Annotated in this window: 16 protein-coding genes; 14 read left to right on the top strand and 2 right to left on the bottom strand. The window is 71.1% G+C overall.

Annotation, left to right across the window (positions count from 1 at the left end):
* Positions 1-59 precede the first annotated feature (59 nt).
* Positions 60-1,313, bottom strand: a complete 1,254-nt coding sequence (locus AYL44_RS04890; RefSeq protein WP_064002091.1) for a DUF349 domain-containing protein — start codon at positions 1,311-1,313, stop codon at positions 60-62.
* 67 nt (positions 1,314-1,380) lie between these two features.
* Positions 1,381-1,707 (bottom strand): hypothetical protein, encoded by a 327-nt coding sequence (locus tag AYL44_RS04885; protein WP_064002484.1) that lies wholly within the window; start codon positions 1,705-1,707, stop codon positions 1,381-1,383.
* A 129-nt stretch (positions 1,708-1,836) separates the two neighbouring features.
* Between AYL44_RS04885 and AYL44_RS04880 the strand changes: the two genes are divergently transcribed.
* The 14 genes from AYL44_RS04880 (at position 1,837) to efp (ending at position 15,086) form a co-directional block, all read left to right on the top strand.
* A complete protein-coding gene (locus tag AYL44_RS04880; RefSeq protein ID WP_082886096.1) occupies positions 1,837-3,156 on the top strand; it encodes a replication-associated recombination protein A in 1,320 nt (439 codons plus the stop codon).
* The gene (locus tag AYL44_RS04875; protein ID WP_231872725.1) at positions 3,149-4,051 is read left to right on the top strand and encodes a tetratricopeptide repeat protein; all 903 of its coding nucleotides are present in this window, start codon (positions 3,149-3,151) and stop codon (positions 4,049-4,051) included. Before AYL44_RS04880 ends, AYL44_RS04875 begins: the two co-directional genes overlap by 8 nt.
* Positions 4,052-4,217: 166 nt before the next feature.
* Positions 4,218-4,847, top strand: coding sequence for a 30S ribosomal protein S4 (gene rpsD / locus AYL44_RS04870; RefSeq protein ID WP_082886095.1), 630 nt, complete (start codon positions 4,218-4,220; stop codon positions 4,845-4,847).
* A gap of 75 nt (positions 4,848-4,922) precedes the next feature.
* The gene (locus AYL44_RS04865) at positions 4,923-5,219 is read left to right on the top strand and encodes a hypothetical protein (protein ID WP_064002089.1); all 297 of its coding nucleotides are present in this window, start codon (positions 4,923-4,925) and stop codon (positions 5,217-5,219) included.
* Positions 5,220-5,287: 68 nt separating this feature from the next.
* Entirely contained in the window at positions 5,288-7,954 is a 2,667-nt protein-coding gene (gene alaS / locus AYL44_RS04860) for an alanine--tRNA ligase (protein ID WP_064002088.1), read from the top strand.
* Entirely contained in the window at positions 7,951-8,403 is a 453-nt protein-coding gene (gene ruvX, locus AYL44_RS04855) for a Holliday junction resolvase RuvX (RefSeq protein ID WP_064002087.1), read from the top strand. Before alaS ends, ruvX begins: the two co-directional genes overlap by 4 nt.
* Before the next feature lie 20 nt (positions 8,404-8,423).
* On the top strand, positions 8,424-9,782 hold the full coding sequence (gene mltG, locus AYL44_RS04850) for an endolytic transglycosylase MltG (RefSeq protein WP_064002086.1): 1,359 nt from the start codon (positions 8,424-8,426) through the stop codon (positions 9,780-9,782).
* Positions 9,782-10,612, top strand: coding sequence for a shikimate dehydrogenase family protein (locus AYL44_RS04845; RefSeq protein ID WP_064002085.1), 831 nt, complete (start codon positions 9,782-9,784; stop codon positions 10,610-10,612). The genes mltG and AYL44_RS04845 overlap by 1 nt, the downstream gene beginning before the upstream one ends.
* 4 nt (positions 10,613-10,616) lie before the next feature.
* A complete protein-coding gene (aroC, locus tag AYL44_RS04840) occupies positions 10,617-11,843 on the top strand; it encodes a chorismate synthase (RefSeq protein WP_064002084.1) in 1,227 nt (408 codons plus the stop codon).
* Positions 11,830-12,375, top strand: a complete 546-nt coding sequence (locus tag AYL44_RS04835; protein WP_064002083.1) for a shikimate kinase — start codon at positions 11,830-11,832, stop codon at positions 12,373-12,375. Before aroC ends, AYL44_RS04835 begins: the two co-directional genes overlap by 14 nt.
* A complete protein-coding gene (aroB, locus tag AYL44_RS04830; RefSeq protein ID WP_064002082.1) occupies positions 12,372-13,451 on the top strand; it encodes a 3-dehydroquinate synthase in 1,080 nt (359 codons plus the stop codon). Before AYL44_RS04835 ends, aroB begins: the two co-directional genes overlap by 4 nt.
* Positions 13,448-13,981 (top strand): GNAT family N-acetyltransferase, encoded by a 534-nt coding sequence (locus tag AYL44_RS04825; RefSeq protein WP_064002081.1) that lies wholly within the window; start codon positions 13,448-13,450, stop codon positions 13,979-13,981. The genes aroB and AYL44_RS04825 overlap by 4 nt, the downstream gene beginning before the upstream one ends.
* 9 nt (positions 13,982-13,990) lie before the next feature.
* A complete protein-coding gene (locus AYL44_RS04820) occupies positions 13,991-14,434 on the top strand; it encodes a type II 3-dehydroquinate dehydratase (RefSeq protein WP_064002080.1) in 444 nt (147 codons plus the stop codon).
* A 91-nt stretch (positions 14,435-14,525) separates the two neighbouring features.
* Positions 14,526-15,086 carry an elongation factor P gene (efp, locus tag AYL44_RS04815; protein WP_064002079.1) on the top strand — a complete coding sequence of 187 codons (561 nt, stop codon included), beginning with the start codon at positions 14,526-14,528 and terminating at the stop codon, positions 15,084-15,086.
* Positions 15,087-15,089: the final 3 nt, after the last annotated feature.

The raw sequence follows: 15,089 nt of genomic DNA, 5'->3' as shown, positions 1-15,089 counted from the left end.
CGCCGCGGCGGGACTCTGTGGAGAATCCCGCCGGGGCGTCGGTGCTGTGTCGGAGGCGGTCAGCCGCCGAGGGCGCGCAGCCAGCCCTTGCGGGCTTCGAGGGCGTCCTTCGCCTTGGCGATCGCGGCCTTGTCCTTCGAGGCCTCGGCGGCGGCGAGCTCGTCCTCGAGCTTGGAGATGGCATCCTGGAGCTGGCTCGTCATATCGTTCTGACGCGCCTTCGTCTCGGGGTTGTTGCGCTTCCAGTCCTCGTCCTCGCGCGCCTTCAGCGCGGTCTCGACCTTGCGGAGCTGGTCGTCCAGGCCGCGCTCCGTGTCGCGCGGGAAGACCCGACCGATCTCATCCCACTGGCGCTGGATGTTGGTGAGGAGAGCGCGCGCCTTGCCGTTGTCCTTCTCCTTCGCGACGCCCGCGGCCTCGTCGAGGAGAGCGCGCTTGGCCTCGATCTTCTCCTTGGATGCCTCGACGTCGGCGTTCTCGCGTTCGATGCGCGCCCCGTAGAGCACGTCGCCGGCGGCCTTGAAGCGGGCCCACAGCGCGTCGTCGGCCTTCTTGCCCGCGCGACCGGCGGACTTCCACTGGTCGAGGAGCGTGCGGTAGGCGGCGATGCCGTCCTCACCCTGCGGCGCGAGGGCCTCGGCGCGCTCGACCAGGCGGGTCTTCGCGTCGCGGGCGGCCTTGTGCTGTTCGTCGAGGCTCGAGTAGAACTCGCGGCGGTTCTTGTCGATCACCGCGCGGGCGTCGCGGAACCGCTTCCAGAGCTGCTGACCGACGGCCTTCGGCAGGCGCGGGCCGCTGCTCTGGTGCTCCTGCCAGCGGGCGAACAGGGCGGCCACGTCCGCGGTCGTCTGCTTCCACTGGATGGAGCGGGGGTCCTTCGCGGCGATCGCCTCGATCTCGGCGACGATCGACTCGCGCTCGGCCACCGCGGCATCCACTGCGGCACGCTGAGCCTGGGCCTCCTCGGCGCTCGCCTCGGAGAGGGCGCCTTCGAGCGCCGTCACGCGGGCTTCGAGCGCGGCCAGGTCGCCGACGGCGGCGGCACCGTCCAGGCGCTCCCGGATGGTGCGTGCCGTGGAACGGAGGTCGGATGCCGAGGCGCCGCCGCGACGATGGCGCACTTCGAGGAGCGTCACCTCGGAGGCGAGGTCGGCGAACTTGCGCTCGAAGTAGGCCAGCGCCTCTTCGGGGGTGCCGTCGGGGTACTGCCCGACGACACGCCACTGCTCGCCCTCACGGACGGAAACGGTGCCGTCGTCGTCGACGCGGCCCCACGGCTGGGTCTCGGCGGATTCAGGGGTGGCGGAACTCACGGGGGTCACCTCGTCGGCGGCATGCGCCGCATGGGGGTCGGATTAGTGACTCAGCCTAGTACGGCGGTCACGGGGTCGGAGAGGGGGTCGGCGAGCCCGACGGCGTGGGGGACGGCGTCGGCGACCCGCTCGGTCCCGGGGTGGGCGTCCCGCTGGGGGAGGCGGGCGCGGTGGGTGTCGGCGCCGGCTCCGGCATGCCCGGCCCGAGCGTGTAATAGGCGACCTGCGCACCCAGCAGCGCGGCGATCAGGAGGCCGCCGGCGACGCCCGCGATCAGGTTGTCCCGGCGCCTGCGCTGGATGACGGAGGCGTGGAACCGGCGCCGCGCCTCATACAGTCGGGCTCGCTCGCGCTCCTGCGCGCTGTCGCGCCCCTTGCCCCTGCCCGCAGCCACGGTGATCCTCTCGTCGGCGCCGCGCACGCCCGCGCGGCCATCTGCAGAGTATTCAGTCCCCGGCATCCGTTCCAAACCGGAGACCCGCCGCCTCGGCACGATGTCGGCGGGGGCGGTTAGCCTGGGGGGATGGCCCAGAGTGACGCGCTTTTCCGTGGTGCGACGCCGCTGGCCGTGAGGATGCGGCCCGCATCGCTCGACGAGGTCGCAGGGCAGACGCACCTGTTGCGCCCCGGCTCTCCGCTCGTGGCTCTCGCCGACCCCGGCCGTGCGACGACCGGAGCCGTGTCGGTGATCCTCTGGGGCCCGCCCGGCACGGGCAAGACGACGCTCGCCCAGGCCATCGCGCGGACGTCGGGCCGTCGGTTCGTCGAACTGTCCGCGGTGACCGCGGGCGTGAAGGACGTGCGCGAGGTCATGCAGGAGGCGATGACCCAGCGCGACCTGTACGGGACGTCGACCATCCTGTTCCTCGACGAGATCCACCGATTCAACAAGGCGCAGCAGGACGCCCTGCTGCCCGGCGTCGAGAACGGATGGGTCATCCTCATCGCCGCGACCACGGAGAACCCCTCGTTCTCGGTGATCTCGCCGCTCCTCTCGCGCTCGCTCCTGCTCACCCTGCAGCCGCTGACGGACGCCGACCTCGGCATGCTGATCGACCGCGCCGTGACCGACGCTCGCGGACTCGCCGGGGCCGTCGAGCTTTCGGACGACGCACGTGCCGCGCTGGTCCACCTCGCCTCGGGCGACGCGCGCCGCGCCCTCACCTCGCTGGAGGCCGCCGCGGCCATGGCGGAGCCCGGGGAGGACGCCCCTGTCATCACCGCCGAGCATGTCGCCCAGGCCGTCGACCGCGCTCTCCTGCGCTACGACCGGCAGGGCGACGAGCACTACGACGTCATCAGCGCGTTCATCAAGTCGATCCGCGGTTCGGATCCGGATGCCGCCATGCACTACCTCGCCCGCATGATCGAAGCGGGGGAGGACCCGCGCTTCATCGCGCGACGGCTCGTGATCTCGGCCGCCGAGGACATCGGCCTCGCCGATCCGCAGGCGCTGCAGATCGCGGTCGCGGCCGCCGACGCCGTGGCCTTCATCGGGATGCCGGAGGGCCGCATCCCGCTCGCGGAGGCGACGGCGTACCTGGCGACGACGGCGAAGTCCAACGCGGCGTACAACGCCATCAACGCCGCGATCGCGGACGTCCGCGCGGGCGGCTTCGGGCGGGTGCCGGTGCACCTGCGCGACGCGCACTACGCGGGAGCCAAACGCCTCGGTCACGGCAAGGGCTACGTCTACCCGCACGACCTCGACGTGGGCGTCGCCACCCAGCAGTACCTCCCGGACGAGCTGCGCGGCCGACGCTATTACGAGCCGACCTCGCGCGGCGTCGAGCGTGACATCTTCGCCCGCCTCGAGAAGATCCGGAAAATCCTCGGTGACTGACTCCTGGGAGCGCCGCATCGAGGCCATCTGGGAGGGTGCGGACGACGGGAAGCCGGAGGCGCTGCGATCGGCGATGGCGGACGCCCTCGCCGGGTGCCCGGAGGACGATGCCCGGTGCCTGTTCGAGCGGGCCTCGGTCGAGGACTTCCTCGGGGAGGAGGCGGCCGCCATCCCGCTGTACCGGCGCGCGCTGGATGCGGGACTCCGCCCACCCTTCCGCAGTCAAGCGATCATCCAGCTCGCGAGTTCGCTCCGGAACGTCGGCGATGCCTCGGGGGCGATGGCGGCCCTCAAGGGGATCGATCCCGCCGACCCGCTGTCCTCGGCGGCGGCGGGATTCGAGGCCCTCGCGCTCTACGACGACGACAAGCCCGCGCGTGCCCTGCGGACCGCGCTCGACGCTCTCGCTGACCAGGTTCCCCTCTACGGTCGTGCGCTGCGCGCCTATGCGGCGGACGTCCGCACGCGCCCCCGCATCCGGGTCATCGCCGTCGCGGTGCTGATCCGCGACGGCCACGTCCTCGCCGAGGAGTACGCCGCGACGCCGGCCCGTCCCGTGTTCCTCCGCGCTCCCGGCGGAGGAGTGCAGCCGGGCGAGACCGCCGAGGCCGCCGTCCGCCGCGAGATCGCCGAGGAGCTGGGGGCGACCGTCACCGAGGCCCGCCTCGTCGGGGTGGTCGAGAACATCTTCGACAACGAGGGCCGGCCGGGGCACGAGGTCGCCTACGTCTTCGCGGTCCGGAGCCCCGAGCTGGAGGCCCACCCGCAGGGCGACCGCCTGCCCGTCCTCGACGGCGAGACCACCGTCGGGTGGTACCGCCTCGAGGACGTGTCGGAGAAATCCCTGCCGTTCTATCCGCCCGGTGCCCTCGAACTGGCACGCGGCCGGGGATGATCCGGCCCGTCTGTTAGACTTGACCGGCTCGAAACCGTGTTTTCGGGCATCCTCTTCTCTCTTTCCCACCTTTCGGCGTGCCCCGGCGTGCAGTCCGGAAGGGCGAGAGACGGCGATACGCCCGTGAGCCGTGAAAGACATGGCCACGTCATGGAAGGAAGATTTCGTGGCAACGAAGTCCCAGGACCGCCGCAAGGTGCGCCTCTCGCGCGCCCTCGGCGTCGCACTGACCCCCAAGGCCGCCCGCTACCTCGAGAAGCGTCCCTACGCTCCCGGTGAGCACGGCCGCACCAAGCGTAAGCAGGACAGCGACTACGCCGTCCGCCTCCGCGAGAAGCAGCGTCTGCGCGAGCAGTACGGCATCCGCGAGAAGCAGATGCGCAACACGTTCAACGAGGCCCGCCGCACCGAAGGGCTGACCGGTGAGAACCTCGTCGAGCTCCTCGAGATGCGTCTCGACTCGCTCGTGCTGCGTGCCGGCTTCGCCCGCACCACCGCACAGGCTCGTCAGCTCGTCGTGCACCGTCACATCCTCGTCGACGGCCAGCTCGTCGACCGCCCGTCCTTCCGCGTGAAGCCGGGCCAGACGATCCACGTCAAGCCCAAGAGCGAGGCTCTCGAGCCGTTCCAGGTCGCAGCCGCCGGCGGTCACGCCGAGGTCCTGCCCCCGGTTCCCGGCTACCTCTCGGTCGAGCTCGACAAGCTCCAGGCGCGTCTCGAGCGTCGCCCGAAGCGCGCCGAGGTCCCCGTGACCTGTGAAGTCCAGCTCGTCGTCGAGTACTACGCCGCGCGCTGAGCCAATCTCATCACCGCCAGAAGGGGCGTCGGGTTCACCCGGCGCCCCTTCTGCTTTGCACCTAACATGGATCCCATGAAGAGCGTCCTCTGGTTCCTGCTGGGCATCGCCGGCGGCTTCGTCGTCGCGCACCTGGTCAACAAGGACCCCCGAGGTCAGGAGCTGCTCTCCGAGGTCGATCTCCGGATCTCCGAGTTCACCGACCGGATGGCCGACGCCTACCGGGCGCAGGAAGCGAAGATCGACGGCATCGTCGCCGACGCGAAGGACCTCGCCGCCGACGTCGCGGACGACGTGAAGGATGCCGCTGCCGACCACGTCGACGGCGTCGCCGCCGCCGGGCGCTCGGCCGCAGCGAAGCTCGACGACTGACCACCCCCACATCTCCCGGTCGCGTCCTCGCGGATGCGACCGATCCCGCCTGCAGTTGAGGACACACGATGAAGACCGCTGAGATCGCCCGGCGCTACCTGGACTACTTCGAGAAGAAGGGGCACACGATCGTGCCCTCGGCATCCCTCGTCAGCGACGACCCGGCGCTGCTGTTCACGGTGGCGGGCATGGTCCCCTTCATCCCGTACCTGTCCGGGGACGTGCCCGCGCCCTACAAGCGCGCCGCCGACAACCAGAAGTGCATCCGCACGAACGACATCGAAGAGGTCGGCAAGACTCCTCGCCACGGCACCTTCTTCCAGATGCTCGGCAACTGGTCGTTCGGCGACTACTTCAAGGAAGGCGCGATCCGCTACGCCTGGGAGCTGCTCACGACGTCCGAGGAGGACGGCGGCCTGGGCTTCGACCCGAAGGATCTGTGGGTCACCGTCTACGAGGAGGACGACGAGGCGATCAAGCTCTGGCTCGAGCTCTCCACGCTGCCCGAGGAGCGCATCCAGCGACTCGGCAAGGACACCAACTACTGGACGACCGGTCTTCCCGGCCCGGCCGGCCCCTGCTCGGAGATCTTCTTCGACCGCGGCCCGGCCTACGGCGTCGACGGTGGTCCCGCGACCGACGACGACCGGTACGTGGAGATCTGGAACCTCGTCTTCATGCAGTACGAGATCACGAACGTCCGCTCGAAGTACGAGTTCGACATCGTGGGCGACCTCCCGGCGCAGAACATCGACACCGGCATGGGCCTCGAGCGGGTCGCCTTCATCAAGCAGGGCGTCGACAACATGTACGAGACGGACCAGGTGCGTCCCGTCCTGGACAAGGCCGTCGAGCTGTCGGGCAAGCGCTACGGCGAGAACCACGACGACGACGTGCGCTTCCGCGTGGTGGCCGACCACATCCGGTCCTCGCTCATGCTGCTCTCGGACGGAGTGACACCCGCCAACGACGGCCGCGGCTACATCCTGCGCCGTCTGATGCGCCGCGCCATCCGTTCGATGCGCCTGCTCGGCGTCGACGGTCCGACGTTCGCCGAGCTGTTCGCCGTCTCTCGCGACGCCATGAAGGAGTCGTACCCGATCGTCGAGACCGACTACGCGCGGCTGTCGCAGTACGCCCTCGCGGAGGAGGCGACGTTCCTCCGGACGCTGGCGAGCGGTTCTGAGATCCTCGACACCTCGATCGAGTCCGCGAAGTCGTCTCAGTCGACGTCGCTCAGCGGCTCGCAGGCGTTCCTGCTGCACGACACCTACGGCTTCCCGATCGACCTCACCCTCGAGATCGCCGAGGAGGCCGGGCTCACGGTCGACCGCTCCGGCTTCGACGCCCTCATGAAGGAGCAGCGCGAGCGCGCGAAGGCCGATGCGCGCTCCCGCAAGGGCCAGCTGGCCGACACGAGCGTCTACCGCGACTTCCGTGCGCTGGGCGAGACGGTCTTCACGGGGTACACCGACCTCGAGACCGAGTCCCGTGTGCTCGGCATCCTCGTCGGCGGCGCACCCGCCGACCGCGCCTCCCAGGGCCAGATCGCCGAGGTGATCCTCGCCGAGACCGCGCTCTACGCCGAGTCCGGCGGCCAGGTCGCCGACAAGGGCGTCATCGTCGGCCCGGGCTACGAGCTCGAGGTCCTCGACGTGCAGAAGCCCGTGCCGGGATTGGTGAGTCACACCGTCGAGGTGACGACGGGCGAGGTCGCCGTCGGTCACGCCGCGACGACGGTGGTGGATGCCGCCAACCGCCGCGCGGCCGCGCAGGCGCACTCGGCGACCCACCTCGTCCACGCCGCGCTCCGCGACACCCTCGGCAAGGGGGCGACGCAGGCGGGCTCGCTCAACCGCGCCGGTTACCTGCGTTTCGACTTCTCGTGGGGTCAGGCGCTCTCTCCCGAGACCCGCAGCGAGATCGAGGAGATCGCCAACAACGCGGTCCGCGACGACCTCGAGGTCACGACGCGGGTCCTCTCGCTCGACGAGGCCAAGTCGGCCGGCGCGATGGCGCTGTTCGGCGAGAAGTACGGCGACCGTGTGCGCATGGTCGACATCGGCGGACCGTGGTCGCGTGAGCTGTGCGCCGGGACGCACGTGTCCTCGAGCGCGCAGATCGGTCTCATCAACCTGGTGGGGGAGTCCTCCGTCGGTGCGTCGAACCGTCGTGTCGAGGCTCTCGTGGGTCAGGACGCCTTCCGCGAGCTCGCCGCCGAGCGCGCGATCGTGTCGCAGCTCACCTCGGGGCTGAAGATCCCCCGCGACCAGTTGCCCGCGCGCATCGCGGAACTGCAGGCGAGCCTCAAGGCGGCGGAGAAGAAGATCGCCCAGTTCGAGGCCAAGGCCCTCGGCGAGCGCGTCCCGACGCTGGCGGCATCCGCTGTCCGCGCCGGTGCGCACAGCGTCGTCGCCCAGTCCGTCGGCACCGTCGGTTCCGCCGACGACCTGCGCTCGCTCGCCCTGCAGGTGCGCGAGCGCCTCGGAACCGACGCGGCCGTCGTCGCGCTCGGCGGCGAGGTCGGCGGGCGCCCCGTCGTCATCGTCGCCACGAACGAGGCGGCCCGCGCCGCGGGCGCCAAGGCGGGCCTGCTCGCACGCTCCGCGGCGGGTGTGCTCGGCGGCGGCGGCGGTGGACGCGACGACGTCGCGCAGGGCGGCGGGACGGATGCCTCGGCACTGCCGGCGGCGTTGCAGGGCATCGTGTCGGCGCTGGAGAGCGCGACCGCGTGAGCGGGTTCCGCCGCGGGGTGCGCCTCGGGATCGACGTCGGGCGCGCCCGTGTCGGCGTGGCGCGGTGCGACCCCGACGGTCTGCTCGCCGTTCCGGTCGAGACGGTGCCGCGTGCGGAGACCTCGGTCACCCGCATCGTCGAGATCGCCCGTGAGTACGACGCGATGGAGGTGCTGGTCGGTCTGCCGATCAGTCTCGGGGGAGCGGAGACCGCCTCGACGACCGACGCCCGCGAGTTCGCGATCGCTCTGGATGCCGCGCTGGAGGTGCCCGTGCGCCTCGTCGACGAGCGTCTGAGCACCGTGTCGGCCAACGCCGTCCTCCGGCAGAACGGGCGTTCGCAGAAGTCATCTCGTAGGATTGTCGACCAGATCGCCGCGGTCGTCCTCCTCCAGCAGGCGATCGACGTCGAGAAGAGCACCGGTAACCCGGCCGGTGCGGCGCTGTAGGAAGACGCAGGAGTCCACCGATGCCCGAGACGCCTTCGCGCGACGACCATTCCGGCGCCCCCGCTGACGAGACCGCGACCACCGGCGCCCCCGTGTCCCGGCGCGCCGCGCGTCAGGTTCAGCAGGACGGGACCGGTCCCGCGACGCAGGCGTCCGCTGCGACACCGCCGTCGCGTCCGCAGGCTCCGCCGCGTGCGACGGTGTCCTCGACGGCTCCCATCGACGCTCTCTTCGAGGAGAAGGGCCTGGGTGCGCCTTCGACCGCGTCGAACCGCCACGACCGCGACCGGCGCAAGAGCCGTGTGGCGGCGTGGGGGGTCTTCGCGATCGTCCTCGCGATCCTGGGCGGTCTCGTCGCCGGCGGCTTCTACGTCTGGAACACCTACGAGGACCAGATCCGCGCCGTCATGGGATGGGAGGAGCCCAAGGACTACGACGCGGGTCTCGCCGAGGGCGAGGCGAGCGTCACGATCCTCTCTGGTCAGACGGGCGCCGACATCTCGCGTGCCCTGTTCGACGCGGGTGTCACGAAGACCTCCGACGCGTTCTACTCGTACCTCATCGACAGCGGTGAGGACCCCAACGTCCTGAAGCCGGGTGTCTACTCGCTCCAGCAGAAGATGACCTCCGAGGCGGTCTTCGCGGCCCTCCTCGACCCGGCGAACAAGCAGGAGTACACGGCGCAGCTGCGCGAGGGGCTCACCGTCGCCCAGTCGGTGCCCCGTATCGCCGAGGGCATCGGTCTACCCGTCGAGGACGTCGAGGCCGCCGTGAAGGACCCCGCCGCCTACGGCGTGAAGGCGCAGAGCCTCGAGGGGTGGCTGTTCCCCGCCACCTACACCTTCGATCCGGACGTCACGGCGACCCAGGTCATCCAGGCCATGGTCGACCGCACGGTGAAGGCCCTCGACGATGCCGGCGTCCCCGTGGATCAGCGCGAGCGGATCCTGACGGTGGCGTCGATCATCGAGAAGGAGGCCCGCAAGGAGGACGACTTCTACAAGGTCTCGCGCGTCATCGAGAACCGTCTCGACCCCGCCATCAGCGACACGAGCGGCAAGCTCCAGATGGACTCGACCGCGCAGTACCCGTTCGCGGACCGCGAGGGCGGCACGAGCTCGCGGGCCGAGGAGCTCGAGGACGACAACCCGTGGAACACCTACGTCAACACGGGCCTGCCGGTGACCCCCATCGCCAACCCCGGCGAGCTCGCGATCAAGGCCGCCCTCGAGCCGGCCGAAGGACCCTGGCAGTACTTCGTGACCGTCAACCTCGACACCGGTGAGACCGTGTTCTCGGCGACCTTCGCCGAGCACGAGAAGGCGGTCGCGCAGTACCAGAAGTGGTGCCGGGACAACCCCGACGGAGGCTGCTCCTGATGACGACCGCCCTGGAGGTCTGGGGCGATCCGATCGGGCATAGTTTGTCGCCGGCCATGCACACGGCGGCGTATGCGCTGCTGGGGTGGGACTGGACCTACGGTCGGCGGCGGGTCGACGAGGCATCCTTCGCGGATGAGCTCGCCTCGCTCGGCCCGGAGCACCGCGGCCTCTCGCTCACCATGCCCCTCAAGCACGTCGCCTACGCCGCGGCGGCGCAGCACGACGCCCGGGCGACGCTGACCGGCGCGGCGAACACTCTCGTCCGGTCCGGCTCAGGCTGGCATGCCTTCAACACGGATGCCGGGGGCATCGTCGCCGCGTTGGCGGAGGCCGGTGTCGTGGCCGCCGACCGCGCACGCATCGTCGGTGCGGGGGCGACGGCATCCGCTGCGCTCGTCGCGCTGTCGGAGATCGGCGTGCAGCAGGCGTGGATCGCGGCACGCCGTCCCGCCGCGGCCGCCTCGCTGCAGGACCTGGGGGAGCGGCTCCGGCTCCGCGTCGACGCGGTGCCGCTCGACTCCGCGACTCACGCGTCCGTGGACGTCACGATCGCGACGCTCCCCGGCGGCGTCTCGGTGGACGAGTCCGTCGCGGATCGTCTCGCCGCCGCCGGCGGCGCACTCCTCGACGTCGTCTACGGCCACTGGCCGACGGACCTGTCGCGGGCGTGGGACCGCATCGGCGCGCCCGCGCAGGGCGGGGCGGGGATGCTGCTGCACCAGGCTGTGCTGCAGATCCGCGCGTTCGCCTCGGGCGGCGTCGATCAGCCGCTGCCGCGCGAGGACGAGGTGGTGGCCGTCATGCGCCGCGCGCTCGTGGGAGACTAGAGCAATGCTCCGCGTGCTCACCGCCGGCGAATCCCACGGCCCCGAACTCGTCGCCATCATGGAGGGTCTGCCCTCCGGCGTGCCCGTCTCGCTCGACGCGATCCGCGCCGACCTCGCCCGCCGCAAGCTCGGCTACGGACGCGGCTCGCGGATGAAGTTCGAGGAGGACGAGCTGAACCTCTCCGGAGGCGTGCGGCACGGCCTGTCGCTCGGCAGCCCGATCGCCCTGCGCATCGGCAACACCGAGTGGCCGAAGTGGGTCGAGGTCATGAACCCGGAGCCGGTCGAGCTGACCGAGCGCTCGCGCGGGCGCGGCGCCGCTCTGACCCGCCCCCGTCCCGGCCACGCCGACCTCGTCGGCATGCAGAAGTACGACTTCGACGAGGCCCGCCCGATCCTCGAGCGCGCCAGCGCCCGCGAGACCGCGGCACGCGTCGCGCTCGGCGCGATCGCCCGCGGATTCCTGTCGGAGCTCGGCATCCGCCTCGTCAGCCACACCCTGTCGATCGGACCCGTGCAGGTGCCCGAGGGCTCCGCGCTCCCCGGTCCGGACGACGTCGCGACGCTCGACGCCGATCCGCTGCGCTGCTTCGACCCGCAGACCTCCGAGCGCATGGTCGCGGAGGTGGATGCCGCCAAGAAGGACGGCGACACCCTCGGCGGCATCGTCGAGGTGCTCGCCTACGGACTGCCGCCGGGGCTCGGCTCCCACGTGCACTGGGATCGCCGCCTCGACGGCAAGCTCGCCCAGGCGCTCATGAGCATCCAGGCGATCAAGGGCGTCGAGGTCGGCGACGGATTCGAGACCACGCGCCGCCGCGGATCCGCGGCCCACGACGAGCTCTTCGCAACGGCGGACGGCATCACCCGCGCGTCCGACCGCGCCGGCGGCACCGAGGGCGGCATGTCGACAGGCACCGTCCTGCGCGTGCGCGCGGGCATGAAGCCGATCGCGACGGTCCCGCACGCGCTGCGCACCGTCGACGTCGCCACCGGCGACACCGCCGCCGCGCACCACCAGCGCTCGGACGTCTGCGCGGTCCCCGCGGCCGGCGTCGTCGCCGAGGCCATGGTCGCGATCGTCCTGGCCGACGCCGTCCTCGAGAAGTTCGGCGGCGACAGCGTTCGCGAGACGCGGCGGAACCTCGAGACCTACCTCGCGGCGATCCCCGAGACGCTGAAGACGACCCCCGCGTCAGAGGCGGCGCTGCTCGCGCATGACCTCGCCTGAGCGCCAGGCGATCGTCCTCATCGGCCCCATGGGGGCCGGTAAGACGAGTGTCGGCAAGCGTGTGGCGAAGCGACTGGGCCGCGGCTTCACCGACACCGATGCCGCGATCGTCCGTCAGCACGGCCCGATCGCCGACATCTTCGCGACGCACGGCGAGGGTCACTTCCGCGTGCTCGAGCGCGACGCCGTCGCGGCGGCGCTCGAGACCGGGGGCGTCGTGTCGCTCGGCGGGGGCGCGGTGCTCGACGAGACCACCCGGCAGCGGCTGCAGGCGCACCGGGTCGCCCTCCTGACGGTCGCCCCGCGCGTCGTCGCGCGTCGGCTCGGCGAGGCGGCGACCCGGCCCTTGCTCACCGCGGGCGACGAGACCCCGATCGCCCGCTGGGAGCGCATCTACGCCGAGCGGCGTCCCGTCTACGAGGCGGTCGCCGATGCGACCTTCGACACCTCGTCGGGCCCGCTCGAGAACATCGTGACCGCCATCGCGGAGTGGGCAGCCCCCTCCGCCGACCCCTCCGGAGCACACGAATGAGCCACACCACCATCAGCGTCACGGGAGCGACGCCGTACGACATCCACGTCGGACGCGGGCTCCTCGCCGGTGTCCGCGAGCACCTCGCGCCCACGGTGAAGAAAGTGCTCGTCGTGCACACGCCGCGGCTCGGCGCGAAGGCCGCCGACCTGCGCGAGACGCTCCTCGCCGACGGCACCCTCGAGGTCCTCACGGCCGAGGTGCCCGACGCCGAGGACGGCAAGCGCATCGAGGTGGCCGCCTTCTGCTGGCAGGTCATGGGCCAGGCCGACTTCACCCGCTCGGACGCGGTCATCGGCTTCGGCGGTGGCGCGGTCACCGATCTCGCCGGGTTCGTCGCGGCATCCTGGCTGCGCGGCGTGCAGATCGTGCAGATCCCGACCACCGTCCTCGGCATGGTGGACGCCGCCGTCGGCGGCAAGACCGGGGTCAACACGGCCGAGGGGAAGAACCTCGTCGGCGCTTTCTGGGCGCCGAGGTCGGTGATCTGCGACCTCGACGTGCTCGACACCCTGCCCCGCAACGAGACCGTGGCTGGCTTCGCGGAGGTGGTCAAGGCGGGCTTCATCTGGTTCCCCGAGATCCTCGACATCGTCGAGCGCGACCCCGAGGCCGCCGTCGACCCGACGACGGCGGAGTTCCGCCGCTGCATCGAGCTCGCCATCGAGATGAAGGCGCGCGTCGTGAGCGAGGACTTCCGCGAGGCGGGCCTGCGCGAGATCCTCAACTACGGCCACACGCTCGGACACGCCATCGAGCACGCCGAGCGCTACCGCTGGCGCCACGGCGCGGCCATCTCGATCGGCATGATGTACGCCGCGGAGCTCTCACGTCTCGCCGGCCGCCTCTCCGACGAGGACGTCGCCCGGCACCGCCGCATCTTCGACCTGCTCGGGCTCCCCGTGAGCTACCGCATGGACGGGTGGCAGCACCTGCTCGGCGTCATGCAGCGGGACAAGAAGGCCCGCGGCGGGATGCTGCGCTTCATCGTCCTCGACGCGATCGGCAAGCCGACCGTCATGCAGGCGCCCGACGAGTCGATCCTGTTCGCGGCGTACCAGGAGGTCGCCGGGTGACGGATGCCGTCGTCCGGCGGGTGCGCCTGCAGGAGTGGCGGCAGGTCCGCGATCTCCGCCTGAGGGCGCTGCGCGACCCGGCCGCCCCGATCGCCTTCCTCTCCACCGCCGAGGAGGCGCTCGCCCAGGCCGACGACTTCTGGCAGCAGCGCACCGCGGATGCCGCGATGGGCGAAGACGCCGCGCAGTTCGTCGCCGTCGCGGGGGAGCGGTGGGTGGGCTCGGTGACCGTGCTGCTGCGCGCGGCGGGCTCGACCGACACCCTCGGGCGGACCGTCGACGCGCCTCAGGCCGACCTCGTCGGGGTCTTCGTCGACGCCGATCACCGCGGCCGCGGCATCCTCGACGCACTCGTGGAGGCGGCCGCGGCGTGGGCGGAGGAAGCGGGCGCCAGCGGACTGACGCTCGACGTCCACACCGACAACGCGCGGGCGCAGGCGGCCTACCGCCGGCTCGGGTTCACGCCGACGGGGCTCCGCGTCGACACCGCGGCGGGGCACGAGATCCAGATGCACCGGGCCGCCCGATAGGGTGCTGACGTGTCGACCCGCCGCCTCCTGCTCGTCAACGGACCGAACCTGAACCTGCTCGGCATCCGGGAACCCGAGGTCTACGGCACCGAGACGCTCGCCGACGTCGAGGCTCTGGTCGCCCGGACCGCCGCGGAGTCCGGCTACGAGGTGCGCGCCGTCCAGAGCAACCACGAGGGTGTGCTGATCGACGTCATCCACGCGGCGCGCACCGACTGCGCCGGCATCGTCATCAACCCGGGGGGACTGACGCACACCTCGGTCGTGCTCCGTGACGCGCTCGCGGGCGTCGCGCTGCCCGTCGCCGAGGTCCACATCTCCGACGTGATGGCGCGGGAGACGTTCCGCCATCACTCGTACATCGCCGACGTCGCGGTGGTCCATGTCGTCGGGCGTGGCGTCGCGGGGTACGCGGAGGCCACGCGCGCGCTCGTCGCGCGGCTCGGGGACTGACCGCTTCCCGGGGCGAATGCCGCGGCATCCCGTAGAATCGATCGTCGGCCGCTCTGGCCCCTGAACTCATCGAACGGAAAACCGCACTCTCATGGCATCCACTGCAGACATCAAGAACGGCGTCGTCCTGTCCATCGACGGACAGCTCTGGAGCGTCGTCGAGTTCCAGCACGTGAAGCCCGGCAAGGGCGGTGCCTTCGTCCGCACCAAGCTCAAGAACGTCGTCTCGGGCAAGGTCGTCGACCGCACCTACAACGCGGGCGCGAAGATCGAGATCGAGAACGTCGACCGCCGCGACTTCACCTACCTCTACAACGACGGTGACAGCTACGTCTTCATGGACGTGTCGGACTACGACCAGCTGAGCGTGTCCTCGACGGTCGTCGGTGACGCCGCGAACTACCTGCTCGAGAACCAGCAGGTCCAGATCGCGCTGAACAACGGCAACCCGCTGTACGTCGAGATGCCCGCGTCGGTCGTCCTCGAGATCACCTACACCGAGCCGGGCCTGCAGGGCGACCGTTCGTCGGCCGGCACGAAGCCCGCCACCCTCGAGACCGGCTACGAGATCCAGGTCCCGCTCTTCGTCGAGCAGGGCACCAAGGTCAAGGTCGACACGCGCACCGGGGACTACCTCGGCCGCGTGAACTGACCG

It is taken from the genome of Microbacterium oleivorans, from assembly GCF_001644225.1.
In the GTDB taxonomy this organism is placed as follows: domain Bacteria; phylum Actinomycetota; class Actinomycetes; order Actinomycetales; family Microbacteriaceae; genus Microbacterium; species Microbacterium gawkjiense.
Note: the sequence above shows the minus strand (reverse complement) of the source record. Positions and strands in the feature narration are given on the sequence as shown.